Origin of the sequence: Zoogloea sp. (genome assembly GCF_030157465.1) — a bacterium.
GTDB lineage: Bacteria > Pseudomonadota > Gammaproteobacteria > Burkholderiales > Rhodocyclaceae > Zoogloea.
The window spans coordinates 41,796-59,678 of record NZ_JAOAUU010000012.1 but is presented as its reverse complement, the minus strand read 5'-3'; the positions used below and the strand labels follow the sequence as shown (position 1 = coordinate 59,678).

At 65.4% G+C, this 17,883-nt stretch carries 13 protein-coding genes; 5 read left to right on the top strand and 8 right to left on the bottom strand.

Annotated features, from left to right (window positions below; translation table 11 throughout):
- Positions 1–68 precede the first annotated feature (68 nt).
- The 5 genes from putA to Q1W26_RS01890 all read left to right on the top strand — a co-directional run bounded on the left by putA (position 69) and on the right by Q1W26_RS01890 (position 9,449).
- Positions 69–3,725, top strand: coding sequence for a bifunctional proline dehydrogenase/L-glutamate gamma-semialdehyde dehydrogenase PutA (gene putA, locus Q1W26_RS01910; RefSeq protein ID WP_300435130.1), 3,657 nt, complete (start codon positions 69–71; stop codon positions 3,723–3,725).
- Positions 3,726–3,754: 29 nt separating this feature from the next.
- A complete protein-coding gene (locus Q1W26_RS01905; protein WP_300435127.1) occupies positions 3,755–5,488 on the top strand; it encodes a BamA/TamA family outer membrane protein in 1,734 nt (577 codons plus the stop codon).
- Positions 5,489–5,573: 85 nt separating this feature from the next.
- On the top strand, positions 5,574–7,622 hold the full coding sequence (locus tag Q1W26_RS01900; RefSeq protein ID WP_300435125.1) for a thioredoxin domain-containing protein: 2,049 nt from the start codon (positions 5,574–5,576) through the stop codon (positions 7,620–7,622).
- Between the two features lie 67 nt (positions 7,623–7,689).
- A complete protein-coding gene (locus tag Q1W26_RS01895; protein WP_300435123.1) occupies positions 7,690–8,004 on the top strand; it encodes a c-type cytochrome in 315 nt (104 codons plus the stop codon).
- Between the two features lie 263 nt (positions 8,005–8,267).
- Complete coding sequence (locus tag Q1W26_RS01890; RefSeq protein WP_300435120.1) at positions 8,268–9,449, top strand: porin; 1,182 nt, start codon at positions 8,268–8,270, stop codon at positions 9,447–9,449.
- Positions 9,450–9,607: 158 nt separating this feature from the next.
- On the opposite strand, the gene proB is transcribed toward Q1W26_RS01890, so the two are convergent.
- From proB to Q1W26_RS01850, 8 genes are all read right to left on the bottom strand, one after another.
- Positions 9,608–10,726 (bottom strand): glutamate 5-kinase, encoded by a 1,119-nt coding sequence (gene proB, locus Q1W26_RS01885; RefSeq protein ID WP_300435117.1) that lies wholly within the window; start codon positions 10,724–10,726, stop codon positions 9,608–9,610.
- Complete coding sequence (gene obgE / locus Q1W26_RS01880) at positions 10,707–11,876, bottom strand: GTPase ObgE (protein WP_300435114.1); 1,170 nt, start codon at positions 11,874–11,876, stop codon at positions 10,707–10,709. Before obgE ends, proB begins: the two co-directional genes overlap by 20 nt.
- 87 nt (positions 11,877–11,963) lie before the next feature.
- Complete coding sequence (rpmA, locus tag Q1W26_RS01875) at positions 11,964–12,227, bottom strand: 50S ribosomal protein L27 (RefSeq protein WP_148579358.1); 264 nt, start codon at positions 12,225–12,227, stop codon at positions 11,964–11,966.
- A 15-nt stretch (positions 12,228–12,242) separates the two neighbouring features.
- The gene (gene rplU, locus Q1W26_RS01870) at positions 12,243–12,554 is read right to left on the bottom strand and encodes a 50S ribosomal protein L21 (RefSeq protein ID WP_300435112.1); all 312 of its coding nucleotides are present in this window, start codon (positions 12,552–12,554) and stop codon (positions 12,243–12,245) included.
- 87 nt (positions 12,555–12,641) lie between these two features.
- Positions 12,642–13,427, bottom strand: coding sequence for a nuclear transport factor 2 family protein (locus Q1W26_RS01865; RefSeq protein WP_300435110.1), 786 nt, complete (start codon positions 13,425–13,427; stop codon positions 12,642–12,644).
- 135 nt (positions 13,428–13,562) lie between these two features.
- Entirely contained in the window at positions 13,563–13,976 is a 414-nt protein-coding gene (locus Q1W26_RS01860; RefSeq protein WP_300435108.1) for a hypothetical protein, read from the bottom strand.
- Between the two features lie 17 nt (positions 13,977–13,993).
- Positions 13,994–15,187, bottom strand: a complete 1,194-nt coding sequence (locus Q1W26_RS01855; protein WP_300435106.1) for a porin — start codon at positions 15,185–15,187, stop codon at positions 13,994–13,996.
- Entirely contained in the window at positions 15,184–17,625 is a 2,442-nt protein-coding gene (locus tag Q1W26_RS01850) for an EAL domain-containing protein (RefSeq protein ID WP_300435103.1), read from the bottom strand. Before Q1W26_RS01850 ends, Q1W26_RS01855 begins: the two co-directional genes overlap by 4 nt.
- Positions 17,626–17,883 lie beyond the last annotated feature (258 nt).

The window sequence follows — 17,883 nt, the reverse complement described above, 5'->3', positions numbered from 1 at the left end:
AAGTTTGAATCGTTTTCATCCAGCATGGTCGAACCTGACAGCTTGTGCTGCTAACGTCTGGTGAAGCCATGTCAATTCCCTTCGAGCCTGCCCCCCTTCCGCCTTCCGACGAAGATCTGGGCACCTTGCGCGAGGCCGTTGAAGCAGCCTGTCTCCGACCTGAGGCCGACTGCGTTGCCGCGCTGATCGACGAAGCCCGTTGTCCTGCCGAGCTTGCGGCCAGGCTGTCGGCGCGGGCTGAAAGCCTGGCCGCCGGGGTGCGCCGGAGTCGCATGCGGGCCGGCGGCGTCGATGCGCTGATGAACGAGTTCTCCCTCGACAGCAGCGAAGGCGTCGCGCTCATGTGCCTGGCCGAAGCCTTGCTGCGGGTGCCGGACGACGCAGGACGCATGCGCCTGATCCGGGACAAGCTGCGCGACCGGGACTGGTCGGGCCATGTTGGGCAAAGCCCCTCGCTGTTTGTCAATGCGGCTGCCTGGAGCCTCGCCCTGACAGGCCGCCTGCTGGCGCCCGAAGACGCAGCCCGTGTGCCGGGGGCCCTGGCCCGCATTGCCGCGCGGGGCGGCGAGCGGCTGATCGGCGAGGCGATGGAGTGTGCGATGCGCCGGGTCGGCCAGCAGTTCGTGCTCGGCGAAACCATCGAGGAAGCCCTTGAACGTGTGGCCGGCGAGCCTGCCGCCGACTACCGTTACTCTTTCGACATGCTCGGCGAGGCCGCTCTGTGTGCCGATGACGCCGAGCGCTATGCCGCCGCCTACGCCCACGCCATCCGCGCGATCGGCATCGGCGATGCCTGGCGCGGCGTACACAAGGGCAACAGCATCTCCATCAAGCTGTCGGCGCTTAATCCGCGCTACCACTGGTCCCAGCGCGGGCGCGTGATGCACGAGTTGCTGCCGCGGCTGCGCCACTTGTGCCTGCTCGCCAAGGGGCACGACATCAGCCTCACCATCGACGCCGAGGAAGCCGACCGGCTGGAGCTGTCCCTCGACGTCCTTGCCGCCCTCGTCGCCGATCCTGAACTCACCGACTGGGCGGGCCTCGGTTTTGCAGTGCAGGCCTACCAGAAGCGGGCGCCCTTCGTCATCGACTGGCTGATCGCCATGGCTCGCCGCCATCGCCGTCGGCTGATGGTGCGCCTCGTCAAGGGCGCTTACTGGGATACCGAGATCAAGCGAGCCCAGCAGGACGGCCTTGTCGATTACCCCGTCTATACCCGCAAGGCCCACACCGACCTGGCCTATCTGGCGTGTGTGCGGCGCTTGCTGGCGGCGCCCGACGCGATCTTTCCGCAATTCGCCACCCACAACGCGCACACGGTTGCTGCGGTGCTTAAAGCAGGCGGTCGCTTCCGGCCGGGGGATTACGAATTCCAGTGCCTGCACGGCATGGGCGAAGCGCTTTATCGCCAGCTTGTCGCCTCCGAAGAGCCCGCCATGCGCCGGCCGGTACGCGTCTATGCGCCCGTTGGCAGCCATCGGACGCTGCTCGCCTACCTCGTTCGTCGCCTGCTTGAAAACGGCGCCAACACCAGCTTCGTCAATCGCATCGTCGACGAGAAGGTGCCGCTCGGCGAATTGCTGACGCACCCGGTCGATACAGCCCTGGCTGGCGGCTGCGCCCGCCATCCGGGCGTTCCGCTGCCGGTCGGGCTCTATCCGGACTGGCGTAACAGCCGGGGTTTCGACCTTGCCGCGGCGCCGGTGCGCCGGGCCTTTCTTGCTGCCCTTGAAAAAAGCCGCGCCGACGTGCCGACAGTCGGCCCGCGTATCGCTGCCGAAACCGTGGCCGAAGAGGGCTGTTCGGTCGAAATCTGCAATCCGGCGCGTCAAGGCGAGGTGGTTGGCCGCGTTCGCTTTGCCACGTCCGCCGATGTCGAAGCGGCCCTGCAGGCGGCCAGTGCCGCAGCGGCGACCTGGGCTGGCGTTGATGCCGAAGTCCGTGCCATCGCCCTCGAACGCGCCGCCCAGGCCCTCGAAGCCCGCAGCCATGCCTTTGTCGCCCTGCTGGTGCGGGAAGCCGGAAAAACGATCACCGCCGGCCAGGGCGAAGTGCGCGAGGCTGCCGATTTCTGCCGCTACTACGCCGCCCGCCTGCGCGCCGGCGACCTGACCGGCAGCCAGCCCCTTGGCGTGGTGGTGGCGATCAGCCCGTGGAATTTTCCGTTGGCGATCTTCGTCGGGCAGATTGCCGCCGCGCTCGCTGCCGGCAACCCGGTGATCGCCAAGCCCGCCGGGCAGACTCCGCTGATTGCCGACCGGGTCGTCGCGCTGCTGCACGAAGCTGGCATCCCGCGCCCCGTGCTGCAGTGCCTGCCCGGTCGCGGCGGTGACGTTGGCGCTGCTCTGGTGGCCGATTCGCGCGTGGCCGGAGTGCTGTTTACCGGCTCGACGGCGGTGGCGGGGGGCATCCAGCGCCAGCTCGCCGTCCGTGGCGACGTGCCGCTGATCGCTGAAACCGGCGGCATCAACGCGATGATTGTCGACTCCACCGCGCTGCCCGAACAGGTGGTGACCGATGTGATCGCCTCCGCCTTCGATTCCGCCGGGCAGCGCTGCTCGGCGTTGCGGCTCCTGTGCGTCCAGGAGGACATTGCCGACAGGGTGCTTGCGCTGCTCGACGGTGCAATCGCCGAACTTGAACTCGGCCCCACCGACAATTTTTCGGCCGATATCGGCCCCCTGATCGACAAGGCCGCGCGCCTGCGGGTCGAGGCCTACATCGACGCCATGCGCGCCAATCGCCATCGGGTGCTCACCCGCAGCCTGCCCGACACCTGCGCACAAGGACATTTCGTGGCGCCAACGCTCATCGAACTGGCCTCGCCATTGCAGCTCGACCGGGAAGTTTTCGGGCCGGTGCTCCATGTCATCCGCTACGCCGCCTGCGATCTTGACGATCTGCTCGACGCGCTTGCCGCCACAGGCTACGGCCTCACCCTCGGCATCCAGTCCCGGGTGGATGAAACCATTGCCCACATCACCGGCCGTGCGCGGGTGGGCAACATGTATGTAAACCGCAACATGATTGGAGCGGTTGTCGGCGTGCAGCCGTTTGGTGGCGAAGGCCTCTCCGGCACCGGTCCCAAGGCCGGCGGGCCGCTGAGCCTGCGGCGCCTCGTGCGTGGCGCCCCGTTGCCGCTGGCGGATCTGCCGCGTCCAGCGCGCTTCGCGCTTGATGACATGGAAGCGTGGCTATTCGGCGACGCGGTGCCGCTGGACGAGGCTGCCCGCTGTCGCCTGCGCGACCACCTTGCAGCCTACCGCCGGGCATCGCTGGCCGGCCTTGTGCTGGCCTTGCCGGGGCCGACCGGCGAAACCAACACCCTCGGTTTTTATCCCCGCGGCGCAGTCCTCGGCCTTGCCGACGGTCTCGAAGCCTGGCTGCACCAGCTTGCCGCAGTGCTGGCTACCGGCAACCGTCTGCGGGTTCTGGCCGGCCAGTCGGCCGAAGCCTGGTTGTCGATGCTGCCGCCGGCCCTGCAGGCCCGGGTTGAGCGCTGCGAGGATGCCTTTTCCGACAGCGTCGCAGTGCTCGCCGATTTGCCGGCACCCGAGACGGCCCGCTGGCGCTGCGCCTGTGCGGAGCAGGGTGGGCCGATCCGCCCCTTCCTTGTGCCAGAGCCGGCCTATGCCATCGAACGCCTCATCGTGGAGCGCTGCATCACCGACAACATCACCGCCTGCGGCGGCAATCCGCGCCTCATGCGGCTCGGCGACGCATAGAGCGGTGACGGGCGGGTAGAATCCGTCCCGTGCCGCGCCATGCCCTTGTTCTTCGTCTGCTGCTGATCCTGCTTGCCCTCGGGTTTGCCGGCGCCGTGCGCGCTGCCGGAAGCGTTGAGCTGGTCGTGCCCGACGAGCTGCGTCCGCTGCTCGTCAAACACCTGGATTTTCTTGATCGTCGCACCGACGAGATCGACGCGGCCGGGCGCGTTGCACTGCTGCGCCGGGCGCGCAAGGAAGTCGAAGAAATCCTCGCCACCGAAGGCTATTTCTCGGCCTCCATCGAAGGTGATGAGGCCGACGACGACTTCCGCATCGTGGTGACGCCGGGCGTGCGCAGCACCATCTCAAGCGTGCGGCTGGATTTTGCCGGTGATCTGAGCCGCGACGAAGGCGATCGTCCGGCCCGCCTCGCCGCGCTGCGGGAAGCCTGGGGCCTGCCGGTCGGCCAGCCTTTCCGGCAGGCTGACTGGGACGCTGCCAAGCAGCGCGTGCTCGACGCCCTGAGTGCCCGCGAATACGCCGCTGCTGCGATCACCGACAGCGAGGCGCTGATCGACCCGGCCACGGCCAGCGCCGCACTGAGCGTAACGGTGGATTCCGGCCCGGTGTTCCGCTTCGGCCCGCTTGAAATCACCGGCCTCGTCGATTACGACCGCTCGCTGATCGAGCGCTACCGCCCGCCCACGCCCGGTGAGCCCTACAGCCAGGAGCGCCTGCTGCTGTTCCAGAGCGCCCTGCAGAACACCACTTATTTTGCCTCGGTCGTTGTCGACATCGACCGCCATAGCGCCACGCCTGAAGCCGCGCCGGTGCGCGTGCAGGTCACCGAGGCCAAGCCGCGACGCGTCGGTTTCGGATTCGGCGTCAGCAGCAACACCGGCTACCGCGTCGAAACCAGCTATCGCGACGCCCATTTCTTCGACCGGGCCTACAACCTCGTCAGCGGCCTGCGAATCGAGCAGCGCCGCCAGCTCGTCTATGCCGATGTTTTTCTGCCGCCCTCGCTGGACGGCGCGCTCGACAGCGTGGGCGTGCTTGCCGAGCACACCAACATCGCCGGCTTGCAAACCCAGCGCCAGTCCATCGGTGTGGTTCGTACCCTGCCCAGTGGCAACATCGAAAACCGATTTGCACTCAATTACCAGCACGAGGCCCTTGCACCCGACGGCAGCCTGAGCACCCGCCGCAGCGCGCTGACGGCCAACTGGTCCTGGACCCACCGCAGCGTCGACAGCATCCTCGATCCGCACCACGGCCACGTGCTCAACCTGCAACTCGGCGGCGCGTCGCAAGTGCTGTTGTCCGACCGTAACTTCGCCCGCGTGTATGGCCGCTACCAGCAGTTCCTGCCCGCCTTCGACCGGGACGTGATCATCCTGCGTGCCGAAGGCGGCATCACCATTGCCGCGTCCCGCGACGGTGTGCCGCAGGATTTCCTGTTCCGTACCGGCGGCGCGCAAACCGTGCGGGGTTACGCCTACCAGAGCCTGGGCGTCACCGACGGCAGCGCCACCGTTGGCGGGCGCTACCTTGCGGTGACCAGCGCCGAGTACGTTCACTGGTACAAGGGCGACTGGGGCGTTGCCGCCTTTGTCGATGCCGGCAACGCCAACGACGAACGCAAGCTCTTCAAGATGAACCTCGGTTACGGCATGGGCCCCCGCTGGAAAAGCCCGGCCGGCCCGATTGCGGTCGATCTCGCCTACGGCCAGGCAGACCACCGCGTCCGGCTCCAGTTTTCCATCGCCATCGCTTTCTGACGCGCCCACAACTTTTGCCGGGGCCGGGGGCTCCAACGCAAAAGCACGCCACCACAAACACAACAACAAAACCCCGGGAGCCCCCATGCCCAACCGCCTCCAGCACGAAACCTCCCCCTACCTCCAGCAGCACGCCGACAACCCGGTTCACTGGTGGCCCTGGTGCGACGAAGCCCTCGAGCTCGCCCGCCGCGAAGACCGGCCCATCCTCCTCTCCATCGGCTACTCCGCCTGTCACTGGTGCCACGTCATGGCCCACGAATCCTTCGAGGATGCCGAAGTGGCGGCGCTGATGAACCGCCTGTTCGTCAACATCAAGGTGGATCGGGAAGAGCGCCCCGACCTCGACCAGATCTATCAGTCAGCCCACCAACTGCTCGCCCGGCGCGGCGGCGGCTGGCCGCTTACGGTTTTTCTGACGCCCGACGGCACGCCATTTTTCAGCGGCACTTATTTTCCCAAAACACCCCGCTACCAGCTGCCGGGCTTTCCCGACCTGCTCGAACAGATTTCCGCCGCCTTCCATAACCAGCGTTCCGCCATCGACGAGCAGAACGCCAGCCTGCGTGCGGCACTTGCCCGCAGCGACGCCACCGGCCGCGCCCATCCGTCGGATTTCAGCCCCGCCCCGCTCAAGTCGCTGATCGCCACGCTGGCGTCCACTTTTGATACCCGCCACGGCGGCTTTGGCGAAGCGCCCAAGTTTCCCCAACCTGCCGACCTCGATTTCCTGCTCGGCAGCGGCAACGCAGCGGCCCGTGACATGGCCCTCAAAACCCTGCGCGGAATGGCCGGGGGTGGCATTTTCGACCAGCTCGGCGGCGGCTTTGCCCGCTACAGCGTCGACGAACGCTGGGCTATTCCCCATTTCGAAAAGATGCTCTACGACAACGGCCCGCTGCTCGCGCTCTACGCCGACGCCTGGGCCCTCACCGGCGAGCCCTTGTTTGCCCGCGTCGCGGAGCAGACGGCCGAGTGGGCGCTGCGCGAAATGCGCCTCCCGGAGGGCGGCTTCGCCTCCTCGCTGGACGCCGATACCGAGCACGAGGAGGGCCGGTTCTACGTCTGGGACAAGGCCGAGGTTCGCAGCCTGCTCGACGAGCGGGAGTTTCACGTGTTGTCCCGCCACTACGGCCTTGCCCGGGCGCCCAACTTCGAGGGCCGCCACTGGCATTTCCACATCGCCGAGCCGCTGGACGACGTGGCGGCCAATCTCGGCCTGGATGAAGCCGAGGCCGCAGCGCTTCTCGCCAGCGCCCGTGCCAGGCTCTTCGCCCGGCGCGAAACCCGCATCCGGCCCGGCCGCGACGACAAACTGCTGGTCAGCTGGAATGCCTTGATGATCCATGGCCTGATCCGCGCCGCCCGCGTCTTCGACCGTCCGGACTGGCTTGCCGCGGCCACCCGTGCCATCGACTTCGTCCGCAGCACCCTCTGGCGCAACGGGCGTCTGCTGGCAACCTGCAAGGACGGCCGCGCCCACCTCGATGCTTACCTCGACGATCACGCCTTCCTGATCAACGCCCTCGTCGAAAGCCTGCAGGCCGGCTATCGCGCAGAAGATCTCGAATTCGCCGAAGACCTTGCCGACGCCATGCTCGACGACTTCCAGGATCAGGCCGGCGGCGGCTTCTATTTCACCCGCCACGACCACGAAACCCTGATTCATCGCCCAAAGGGCGCCCACGACAGCGCCATGCCGTCCGGCAACGGAATCGCCGCCCAGGTGCTCGGCCGGCTCGCCCACTTCACCGGCGAGACGCGCTACCTGGCTGCCGCCGAGCGCACCCTGCAAGCCTATTACCCGGCCCTTCGCGCCAGCCCAGGCGGCTATGCCAGCATCGCCGTCGCACTGGCCGAACAGCTTGCGCCGCCGCCGGTCGCCGTGTTGCGCGGCCCTGCAGCAGATCTTCCCGCTTGGCAGCGCAAGCTTGCCGCCCACTATCGCCCCGGCCTGTTGGTGCTGGCACTGCCCACCGGCCTGCGCGGCCTGCCGCCCGTGCTCGACAAACCCGCCGGCGATGCTGTCAACGCGTGGCTGTGCCGGGGCGTTGAATGCATGCCACCGGCTTCCGCTTGGTCGAGTCTCGAAGCGGAGCTCATAAAAATTGGCAAACCCGCGTGGGCGGACTAGACTTCGACGCGCCGCTATCTGCCGCAAATCTGCCACATTTCCCGCCACACAAACCGAGAGGATCACAATGAAGAAACTCGTTGCTGTTGCCGCCATTGCCGGCCTGATGGGCTCCACCGCCGCTTTCGCCGATGCAGGCGCCGATCTGGCCAAGGGCAAGAACTGTCTGGCCTGTCACGCCGTAGACAAGAAGCTGGTCGGCCCCGCCTATAAGGATGTCGCAGCCAAGTACAAGGGCGACAAGACCGCCGAAGCCAAACTGATCGAAAAGGTCCAGAAGGGTGGCGTCGGCGCCTGGGGCCAGATCCCCATGCCCCCCAACCCGCAGGTCAGCGCCGCCGAGGCCAAGACCCTTGTGGCCTGGGTGCTCAGCCAGAAGTAATCTGCGCCTGCAGAGCCAAAGCCAGCCTGAGGGCTGGCTTTTTTGTTTTGGGTAAGGCGTGCGCTGTCTCCCGATTCTGCTTTTTGTCCCAATGTTGCGAACATGCAACAGTCCACGGCCTGGTGGCATCCAAAAAACAACGCTGTCCTTGCCCTTGGCTTCCCTTCGCACTGACAATGCACTCCAACTTCTCGTTAGAGAGGTGAAATTGGTCGGCCCCGTGAAATCGGCGCGTGCCAGTCTTCAATCAAGAGGAGAAACATATGCAAAAGAAATTGATCGCTCTGGCCGTCGCCGGCCTGGCTTCCACCGGTGCCTTCGCTCAAGCCAACGTGACCGTTTACGGCGTTGCTGACGCAACCTTCGACGTCGTCCGTGCATCTGGCGATGCTCAAAACGAGCTGGGCAACACGACCCGCGTGTCCACCAACTCGTCCTACATCGGCTTCAAGGGCGCTGAAGCCCTGGGCAATGGCCTGACCGCAGTGTTCCAGTTCGAAAGCGGTGTTGGTTTCGACAACAACGGCGCTCTGGGCGCCACCCGTGACAGCTTTGTTGGTCTGTCCGGCGGCTTCGGTACCGTTGTTCTGGGTAAGCTGACTGCCCCGACCCGTGCTCTGGGCGGTGCAGTTGACGTCAACGCTGGCGCTACCGGCATTGGCTCCAACGGCGCTCTGCTCGGCAAGCTCGGTGGTGGTCTGGTTTCTGGCGCAACCCCGTTCAATACCGCTGTTCAAGACGCAGCGCTGTGCGGCCGCTCGAGCGTCTGCGTGTCGCCGTTCGATGACCGCTGGACCAACGCGATTGCTTACGTTTCCCCGAGCTTTGCTGGCCTGAACGCCACCGTCGCTTATGTGGCCAACGAAAACAAGGCTTTCCACGGTGCCGCCACCTCTGCTAACACCAGCGGTTACGACGTCGGCGTGAAGTACGCCAATGGCCCGCTGATGGCTGCTGTGACCTACAACGCCGTGCGTTTTGGTGACACCGATAGCACCAAGGCCAGCGACCTGCGTGTTGGTGGTGTGTACGACTTCGGCGTTGCTTCCATTCGCGCGATCTTTGACCGCGTTCGTGGCGATGACAACTTTGGCCGTGCTACCCAAAACGTCTTCGGTCTGGGCGGCACCTTCAACGTGACCCCGGCTGGCAAGATCATTGGTCAAGCGTACCTGGCTCGTGACGTGAAGGCTGATGGCAAGAGCGTTGATGACACCGGCGCCAAGCTCTTCGTGATCGGCTACGAGCACAGCCTGTCCAAGCGCACCATCCTGAAGGCTGTCTACTCGCACCTGAACAACGACAAGAATGCTTCGTACGACTACGGCATTAACGCTGTCGGTCTGAATTCTGTCAATGGCGCTTCTAACGGTGCTGGCGGCGTGATGAGCACCGATGGTGCCACCCTGCAAGGCGTCCAGATCGGCCTGCGTCACTCCTTCTAATTCAGACTTCGTCTGAGCTAGAACCAAGCGGGCACCTTCGGGTGCCCGTTTTTCTTGCCGGCTTGCCAGTCTTCAAGACTGGCGGGTGAAAAAACGGCGGGGAAAATAATAATGGCCACCGATCGGGTGGCCATTATTATTTTGTAGCAAGCTGGATTTCAGCTGATCAGTACGAGGTTGTCCCGGTGTATCAATTCGGGCTCTTCGGTGTAACCGAGCAGTTCCTCTATATCGGTGGATGCGTGGCGTACGATCCGGCGCGTGTCGTTGGCGGCGTAGTTGACGAGGCCGCGGGCGACTTCCTGGCCATCACGAGTGCGGCAGGCGACGACTGCGCCGCGGGCGAAATCGCCCTCTGCCGTAATGACGCCGATGGGGAGCAGGCTTTTGCCGGACTTGAGGGCTTCGATGGCGCCGTCGTCCAGGATCAGGCTGCCGGCCAGTTGCAGGTGGTCGGCCAGCCATTGCTTGCGTGCGGCCAGCGGGGTGCTGCTGGCGTAGAGCAGGGTGCCGAGCTTTTCTCCGCCAGCCAGGCGTAGCAGGGCATCGGCTTCGCGTCCGCTGGCGATGCAGGTGTGAGCGCCGCTGCGCGCTGCGCGCTGCGCTGCGCGTACCTTGGTGATCATGCCGCCTTTGCTGATGCCGCTGCCGGCGCCGCCGGCCATCGCTTCCAGGGCGGTATTCTCGGCGCGCTCCTCGGTGATGAGGGTGGCGCTCGGGTCATTCCGCGGGTCGGCCGTGTACAGGCCTTGCTGGTCGGTGAGAATGATCAGTGCATCAGCATCGATCAGGTTGGCGACCAGGGCGCCGAGGGTGTCGTTGTCGCCGAACTTGATCTCGTCGGTGACGACGGTGTCGTTCTCGTTGATGATCGGCACGACGCCCAGTTCGAGCAGGGTGACGAGGGTCGAGCGGGCGTTGAGATAGCGGGTGCGGTCGGCCAGGTCGGCGTGGGTGAGCAGGATCTGCGCGGTGTGCAGGCCGTTCTGGGCAAAGACGCTTTCGTAAGCCTGGGCGAGGCCCATCTGGCCGACGGCTGCCGCGGCCTGGAGCTGGTGCATTTCCTGCGGCCGGCGGGTCCAGCCGAGGCGCTGCATGCCGGCTGCGATGGCGCCCGACGAGACGAGAACGATCTCGCGCCCCTCAGCCCGCAGGGCTGCAATCTGACGAGCCCAGTCGGCGAGGGCTTCGACAGCAAGGCCTTCGCCGTTGTTGGTGACGAGGGCGCTGCCGACCTTGACGACGAGACGCCGTGCCTTACGGATTGGGGTTCTCATCGTCGTCGCTCTCGTCTTCGTCTTCGGTTTCGTTTTGGTCGTAGTCGGTGTCGTCTTCGGGTTCTGCCTCGGGCGTGGTTTCGCCGCGGGCTGCGGCTTCAAGCGCGGCTGCGTCGGCGGCGGCCTGGGCTGCGGCCTTTTCTTCGTCGAGGATGTCCTGGATGGCGAAGACGACATCCTGGCAGCCTGCGCGGCTGATGGCGGACACCTCGAAGTGACGTTCGACCGGGCCGTAAGCGTCGAGGAAGGCGGCGATGCGTTCCTTGCGTTCTTCTTCGTCGGGAATCAGGTCGAGCTTGTTGAGGACCAGCCAGCGACGCTTGTTGACGAGTTCTTCGTCGTACTTGCGGAGTTCTTCGACGATGGCGTGGGCGTCGCGCACCGGGCTGGCTTCGGGGTCGAAGGGGGCGATGTCGACGATGTGCAGCAGGATGTGGGTGCGCTGCAGGTGACGCAGGAACTGGTGGCCAAGCCCTGCGCCGTCGGCGGCGCCTTCGATCAGGCCGGGAATGTCGGCGATGACGAAGCTGCGGTTCTCAGAAGTGCGCACTACGCCCAGGTTGGGGGCGAGGGTGGTGAAGGGGTAGTCGGCAACCTTCGGCTTGGCGGACGATACCGCGCGGATGAAGGTGGATTTGCCGGCGTTGGGCATGCCGAGCAGGCCGACATCGGCCAGCACCTTGAGCTCGAGGTTGAGGGCGAGGCGCTCACCCTCCTGGCCCATGGTTTTTTTGCGCGGAGCGCGGTTGGTGCTGGTTTTGAAGTGCAGGTTGCCGAGGCCGCCGCGACCGCCCCTGGCGATCATGACGCGCTTTCCGTCAGCGTCCAGGTCGGCGACGAGTTCGCCGGTTTCCTGGAGGGTGATGATGGTGCCGACCGGCATGCGCAGTTCGACGTCGTTGCCACCCTTGCCGTAGCAGTCGGCGCCGCGGCCGTTCTCGCCGCGTTCGGCGAGGAAGGTGCGCTTGAAGCGGAAATCGATCAGGGTGTTGAGGTTGCGGTCGCCAACGGCGTAGATGTCGCCGCCCTTGCCGCCGTCGCCACCGTCCGGGCCACCCATCGGGATGTATTTTTCGCGGCGGAAAGTGGCGGCGCCGTTACCGCCGTCACCGGCGATGACTTCAATACGGGCTTCGTCGAAAAATTTCATGGGTTTGTCCGGTTGGGGTTTTATTTACACCCTGAATGAAAAAAGCCCTATCGCAGCGATAGGGCTTTGAAGTGCTACGGTCGGCGCTTATTCAGCAGCGGCGACGATGCTCACGGTGCGACGCTTGTTGGCGCCCTTGACAGTGAACTGAACGGTGCCTTCGGTCAGCGCGAACAGGGTGTGATCCTTGCCGATGCCGACGTTGTCGCCCGGGTGGTATTCGGTGCCGCGCTGGCGAACGATGATGTTGCCAGCCAGAACGAACTGACCGCCGTAGCGCTTTACGCCAAGGCGTTTACTTTCTGAGTCGCGGCCGTTACGGGAACTGCCGCCAGCTTTTTTGTGTGCCATGCCGGTTTCTCCTTGTTAGGCCGAGATCGCTTCGATACGAAGCTCGGTGTAGTTTTGACGGTGCCCCTGGTGCTTCTGGTAGTGCTTGCGGCGACGCATCTTGAAGATTTTGATTTTGTCGTGACGGCCGTGGGAAACCACGGTGGCCGTGACAGTGGCGCCAGCAACCACGGGGGTGCCGATCTTGACCGACTCGCCTTCGCCGACCATGAAAACTTGGTCGATGGTGATTTGCGAGTCCACGTCAGCCGGTATCTGTTCTACTTTGAGTTTTTCGCCGACGACGACACGATACTGCTTGCCGCCGGTTTTTATGACCGCGTACATGGATGTACTCCGATTGAAGGGTTTTCAGGAAACGCGCAAGTATACGCGTGCTTCAGGCTTCGGTCAATCGTGGTGCCGGTATTCCTGTCAGCCGCCTATCCGTTCCTGCACGATCAGCCAGGCGCCATCACGCAGGGTCAGTTCGATCGTCTTGGTTTCTCCGAGCTTCTGCGTGGGCGAGCGATAGGACTGGGAGAAGCGGACGGTGGCGCGGTCGCCCTTTACGGCGATGTCGAGATCGGCGATTCCGATGGTGATCTCGCCGGGGCGGGACAGCCGCTGCCGGCGCTGCTCGGCCCATTCGATGCGGCCGAGGCCGCTGGCGGGCTGGAAGTCCGGCGCGTAGTGCTTGAGGTAGGCAGTGACATCCTTGCTTTCCCAGGCGGCCGCCCAGGCGTGCAGCGTGGTGGTGATGGCTTCGCTTGCTGCCGGGCCCGGGCTTGCCGGCTCGGATGCCGTGACCGGGGTTGCCGGTGCGGGCGCATTGACGGGCGGTGCCGGTGCCGGGTCGGGTGTGGCCGGCTCGCCGGGCGCTATGGTGGTTTTGGCGAGGTGGGCGACTTCCGGCGGGAGGATGTTCTCGGTGCCGGATACGAATTCGCCGTTGTTGCTGGTGCCGGAGGGATTGCTCGCGATGGGGGGCTTGGCGCTGGATTCGGGTTTGTCTGCGGCGGCAGCGACGGGCTGGGTGACCGGCGTGGGGGTGCTTCGTTTGCCGAAGGGAAGCTGCCCCTCGAGGCCGAGCTTGACGGCAAACACGGCGGACACGATCAGGAACATGCCGGCGATGCCGGCCACGAACCACAGCAGGGTGTGGCTTGCGGAGAGTGCGCTTTTGGGGCGATAGGGTTTTGCGCTGGCGGTGGATGTCATTGGGCCGAAACGGGATAAGTACAGTTGCGGCCGATTGTAGGGGCCCATCCTTGCGCTGTTTGCGACTTTCCCCCGCCTGGGTGCGAAACTGACGCAAGTTAACAAAACAAAACCGGCGCCGGCCGGGGCGGGCGTTCAGGGCAGCCGGAGAAGGATGCGCAGGTTGCCGGTGACGTCGCCCCGTTCGAGGTAGCCGATTAGGTTGGGGGTGTCGGCTAGCCATTGGCGGGCTTCGGTGACGGATTCGGCTTCGAGCGGGGGGTAGGCCCGGCCGGTGAAGACCAGGCGCGAGCGGTAGGCGAGGATCTGGGAGGGGTTCTTGTTGGTGAGCTTGAGGTAGAACTCGTCCCGTGTTGCGCCGGAGGGGAGGTCGACGAGTTTGACGGGTGTGCCGTCGGCGAGCGTGGTGGTGCGCCCGAGATAAAGTTTTTCGGCCTGCTCGCGGCTGAGTTCGATGGCGCCGCTGCGCGGGCTCGCGACGATCACGAGTTCGGCCGGGCTGGCGAGGGGGCTCAGCAGGGCGAACGCGGTGAGGAACCGGAGGAGCATGTGCCGCATCGGGGGTGTCAGAAGACGAAATCGACCGACATGCTGAAGAGGTGCACCGGCGAGGTGGGCTTCAGGTAATCCGCGGCCGAGTCGGACGGGAACATGCCGCGGCCGCCGGGGGCCGCGTCGATGCGTTCGATCTGGCTTTTGAGGGCGATGTTGCGGGCGAGATCCCAGCGCAGGCCGAGAGCCACGCCGTGCTGGGCGTTGTTGCGGGGGGCGTTGTAGAGGTTGACGAGCGGCATGAAGACCGGGGGGAGTCTGGCATCGCTGGCGGGGGCGTCCTGGGTTTGCTGGGAGTAGGTGGCGTAGGGGGTCAGGCTGTTGAAATGGTAGCCGACGGTGACGTACCAGGCGTGGGCGCTGTTGATGTACCGGTCGGCCCTGCGCTTGGCGAACTCGGCAATGGTGAGCCAGTTGTTTTTTTCCCACTGGAAGCCGGCCGAGAAGAATTCGGTGGTGCCCTTGGTGCCGGATAGCTCGGCCAGTGCGGCTTTTTCGTCGAGGGCGGTGAGCAGGTTGCTCAGGGCCCGGTAGAAACCATCGTCCCACTGGAGTTCGAGCCGGGTGCGCGCGTAGCCGGCATGAGCGCTGAATCCGGAGCCAACGAGGCCAAAGTTGATGCCCTTGGCGTTTTTCAGGCGGGTGGAGGCGGAGCGTGCCGAGACGGCGCTGTTGCCGAAGAGGCCCTGGATTTCGAGATCCATTTCGCCGAGCGGAATGCGGTAGAGCAGGTCGATGCCGTCGAGGTCGGAGAAGGGGTTGAGGTTGTAGACCTCGGAGGGGGGGCGCACCCACGGGGTGGCGTAGTTGAGGTTGAGGGAGTCGGAGAACATGAAGAACGGTGTCGTTGTCCGCCCGACCCGGACGGTGAGTGCCGGCGTTGCCCGGTAGCGCAGGTAGGCCCAGGTGATGTGGGGGGTGTAGTTGTAGCCGGTGGCTTGCCGGGAGATGGCCTGGACGGTGAGGTCGAGCTGGTCGTGGAGGCGTCCGGTGCCTTGTATGCCGAGGACGGAGTCGACCGAGGGGTCGAAGTTTTGCCCCGGGCTGTTGGCTGATTGGGTGCCGCTGCTGCGGAAGTGGTAATCGTCCTTGTCGCTTCGCACCACGCCGAGGGTTCCGAAGCCGGACAGGGCGAAACGGGTGGGGGCGTCGGCGGCAGCACTGCCGGCGGCGAGGGCCAGCAGGAGCGTTGTGAGCAATTGCCTCATGTCGGACTCCCGGAGAGGGGCTTTTCGAGCCATTGCCGTGCGCGGCTTTCGGGCTCGGCGGGGGCAAACAGGAAACCCTGCCCGAAGTCGCAGGCGAGCTCGCGGAGGATGTCGGCCTGGGCCTGGGTTTCGACGCATTCGGCGACGACGCTCATGCCGAGTTCATGGGCCAGGTGGATGCTGGCGCCGACGATGGCCCTGAGGCGGGTGTCGCGCTCGATCTCGCGGATGAACGAGCCGTCGAGCTTGATGGTGTCGCAGGGGATTGAGTGGAGGTAGCTGAGCGAGGAGTAGCCGGTGCCGAAGTCGTCGATGAGAATCTTGAGGCCCTTGGCGCGCAGCTTGCCGAGCTGGCTGATGGCGAGTTCCTTGCGCGTGACGAGGGTGCCTTCGGTGATCTCGAGTTTCAGGGCGCTGGGTGGCAGGCCGTAGCCGTCGATGCAGGCGACGACCTGGTCGGCAAGGTCGGGGAGCATGAGCTGGCGGGCCGACAGGTTGACGCTGATCGACAGGTTTTCGCCGCCGAGCCCGAGTTCGCGCCAGGATTTGAGGCGGGCGCAGCTCTGGTCGAGCATCTGCATGCCGAGCTCGTGTACGAGGTCGAGGGATTCGGCGAGGGGAATGAAGACGTCCGGCCCGATCCGTCGGGCGCTGGCCTGGGGCCAGCGAACGAGGGCTTCGAAGCCGGTGGTCCGGCCGTTTGCGAGGTCGACGATGGGCTGGAAGTGGGCCACCAGATGCTTGTCCCGCAGGGCGCAGCGAAGCTGGCTTTCGAGCTGCAGGTCGCGCATGACCTGCTGGTGCATGGCCGACTGGAAGACCGTGATGGTGTTTTCGGCGCTGCGGCGCGAGCGCTGCATGGCGTTGTCGGCGTCGCGCATGAGGTCTTCGGCGTTCTGGAAGCCGCCGCTGCCCAGGGCGACCCCGATGCGCGTCTTGGGGTAGAGCGAGTGGCCGTTCAGGTCGGCGGTTTCGGCCAGTCGGGTCTGCAGGTTTTCGGAAAAGCGGATGGCTTCGCTGGCGTCGGTGATGTCGTTGAGCAGCACGGCGAACTGGTCGCCGCCGATGCGTCCGACCACGTCGCCGGGGCGGGCGAGGGTGCGGATGCGGGCGGCCACGAGGCGCAGCAGGTCGTCGCCGGCGGAGTAGCCGAGGCTGTCGTTAACGACGTGGAAGCGCTCGATGTTGATGTGCAGTACGGCGAACAGGCTGTCGGTGGCGCGATCGGCGTGGCGCAGGGTGTTCTGCAGGTGTTCGGCGAACAGGGCGCGGTTGGCGAGGCCGGTCAGGCCGTCGTGGAGCGCGTCGTGAAGGAGCTGGTCTTCTGCGCGCTTGCGCAGGTGGATGTCGCTGATGGAGCCGGCCATGCGGATGGCGCGGCCGGTTTTGGTGTCATAAACGGCCATGCCGCAGGTGAGGATCCAGCGGTAGCTTCCGTCGGCGTGCAGGATGCGGTGCTCGACCATGAGCTGGGTGGATTCGCGCTTGAGGTGGGCGATCAGGCGCAGGCGAAAGGGTTCGCGGTCGTCGGGGTGGAGGTGGTTCAGCAGTGTGTCGCTGTTTCCGGCGGACTTGTTTGGCGGCAGGCCGAGGATTTCGAAGAAGCGGGGGGCGAAGTAGGTCTTGTCGTTGGGGATATCCCAGTCCCAAAGGCCGTCGTTGGCGGCGCGGGTGGCCAGCGCGTAGCGCTCTTCGCTGTTGGCCAGTTGGCGGGCGGTGGCTTCGAGTTCCTGGATGCGCGACTGGAGGGCGCTGGCCATGCGGTTGAAGTGCTGGCAGAGCTGGGCCAGTTCGTCCTTGCCCCGTTCAGGCAGGCGGTGGGAGAGCTGGCCGGCGGCGATGGCCTGGCTGCCGCGCAGGAGTCGCCCGAGGTTGCGCGTCATGAGGTAGCCGACGGCGCCCAGCAGCAGCAGGGTGAGCAGCACTTCTGCGCTGGCGATGGCGATGCCCTGGCTGAGGATTTGCTGCTTGGCGAGCGTGAGCGCCGAAACCGAAACGCCGAACTGGACAAAGCCGACCTGGTTGCGCTCGAGCAGAACCGGGCGGCGGACGTGGATGAGGTTGTGGGCCATGCCGGCGCCCAGGTTGAGGACGCTGGCGTCGTCGGGGGGCGGCAGGAGGTGCATCTCGGGCAGGCCGGCGCGGACTCGCGTTTTGCCGGCGGCGTCGACGATGCGGACGTAGATGAGGCCTTCGTTGGTTTCGTTGAGGAGTTCGCCGAGGGTGTCCTGGAGGTCGGTGTAGCGGCCCTGCGGGACGAAGGTGGCGGTGACGACGTTGAGGATGGCGGCGTTCTGGGCGATGAGCGTGTTGAGACTGGCGCTGGTGGCTTCGTTCATGAGCCGTCCGCTGTTGGTGAGCAGCAGGGTGAGCATCACGACCTGGACCACGGTGCTGGCGAGCAGTAGGCGAACGCGTATCGAGAGGTGGCTCAGCATCTGTAACGCTTGTCGGGCGAGGCGAAGGGGGTTTCGTCGGATTATTCGCGGTGGTTGGCGCGAATCAGCGGATGCCTCGATGGGCGTCCGCTTGTAATCGGCATTTACGACCGAAGCTTAAATGTCTGCTCGGTCGGGCATGCCATGTTTGCTGTGATGCCAGAGCTGCCCGGCATGCAATTATGGCTTGATCATGAGTCGAGCGGGGAGTGATGGACAGGAAAACACCCGGGACAGCCCCGGATGGAGGCCGTCCCG

Coding starts and splice junctions, on each gene's coding strand:
- putA (WP_300435130.1), top strand. CDS start 69: ATGTCAATTCCCTTCGAGCCTGCCCCCCTTCCGCCTTCCGACGAAGAT.
- Q1W26_RS01900 (WP_300435125.1), top strand. CDS start 5,574: ATGCCCAACCGCCTCCAGCACGAAACCTCCCCCTACCTCCAGCAGCAC.
- Q1W26_RS01895 (WP_300435123.1), top strand. CDS start 7,690: ATGAAGAAACTCGTTGCTGTTGCCGCCATTGCCGGCCTGATGGGCTCC.
- Q1W26_RS01890 (WP_300435120.1), top strand. CDS start 8,268: ATGCAAAAGAAATTGATCGCTCTGGCCGTCGCCGGCCTGGCTTCCACC.
- proB (WP_300435117.1), bottom strand. CDS start 10,726: ATGAGAACCCCAATCCGTAAGGCACGGCGTCTCGTCGTCAAGGTCGGC.
- obgE (WP_300435114.1), bottom strand. CDS start 11,876: ATGAAATTTTTCGACGAAGCCCGTATTGAAGTCATCGCCGGTGACGGC.
- rpmA (WP_148579358.1), bottom strand. CDS start 12,227: ATGGCACACAAAAAAGCTGGCGGCAGTTCCCGTAACGGCCGCGACTCA.
- rplU (WP_300435112.1), bottom strand. CDS start 12,554: ATGTACGCGGTCATAAAAACCGGCGGCAAGCAGTATCGTGTCGTCGTC.
- Q1W26_RS01865 (WP_300435110.1), bottom strand. CDS start 13,427: ATGACATCCACCGCCAGCGCAAAACCCTATCGCCCCAAAAGCGCACTC.
- Q1W26_RS01860 (WP_300435108.1), bottom strand. CDS start 13,976: ATGCTCCTCCGGTTCCTCACCGCGTTCGCCCTGCTGAGCCCCCTCGCC.
- Q1W26_RS01855 (WP_300435106.1), bottom strand. CDS start 15,187: ATGAGGCAATTGCTCACAACGCTCCTGCTGGCCCTCGCCGCCGGCAGT.
- Q1W26_RS01850 (WP_300435103.1), bottom strand. CDS start 17,625: ATGCTGAGCCACCTCTCGATACGCGTTCGCCTACTGCTCGCCAGCACC.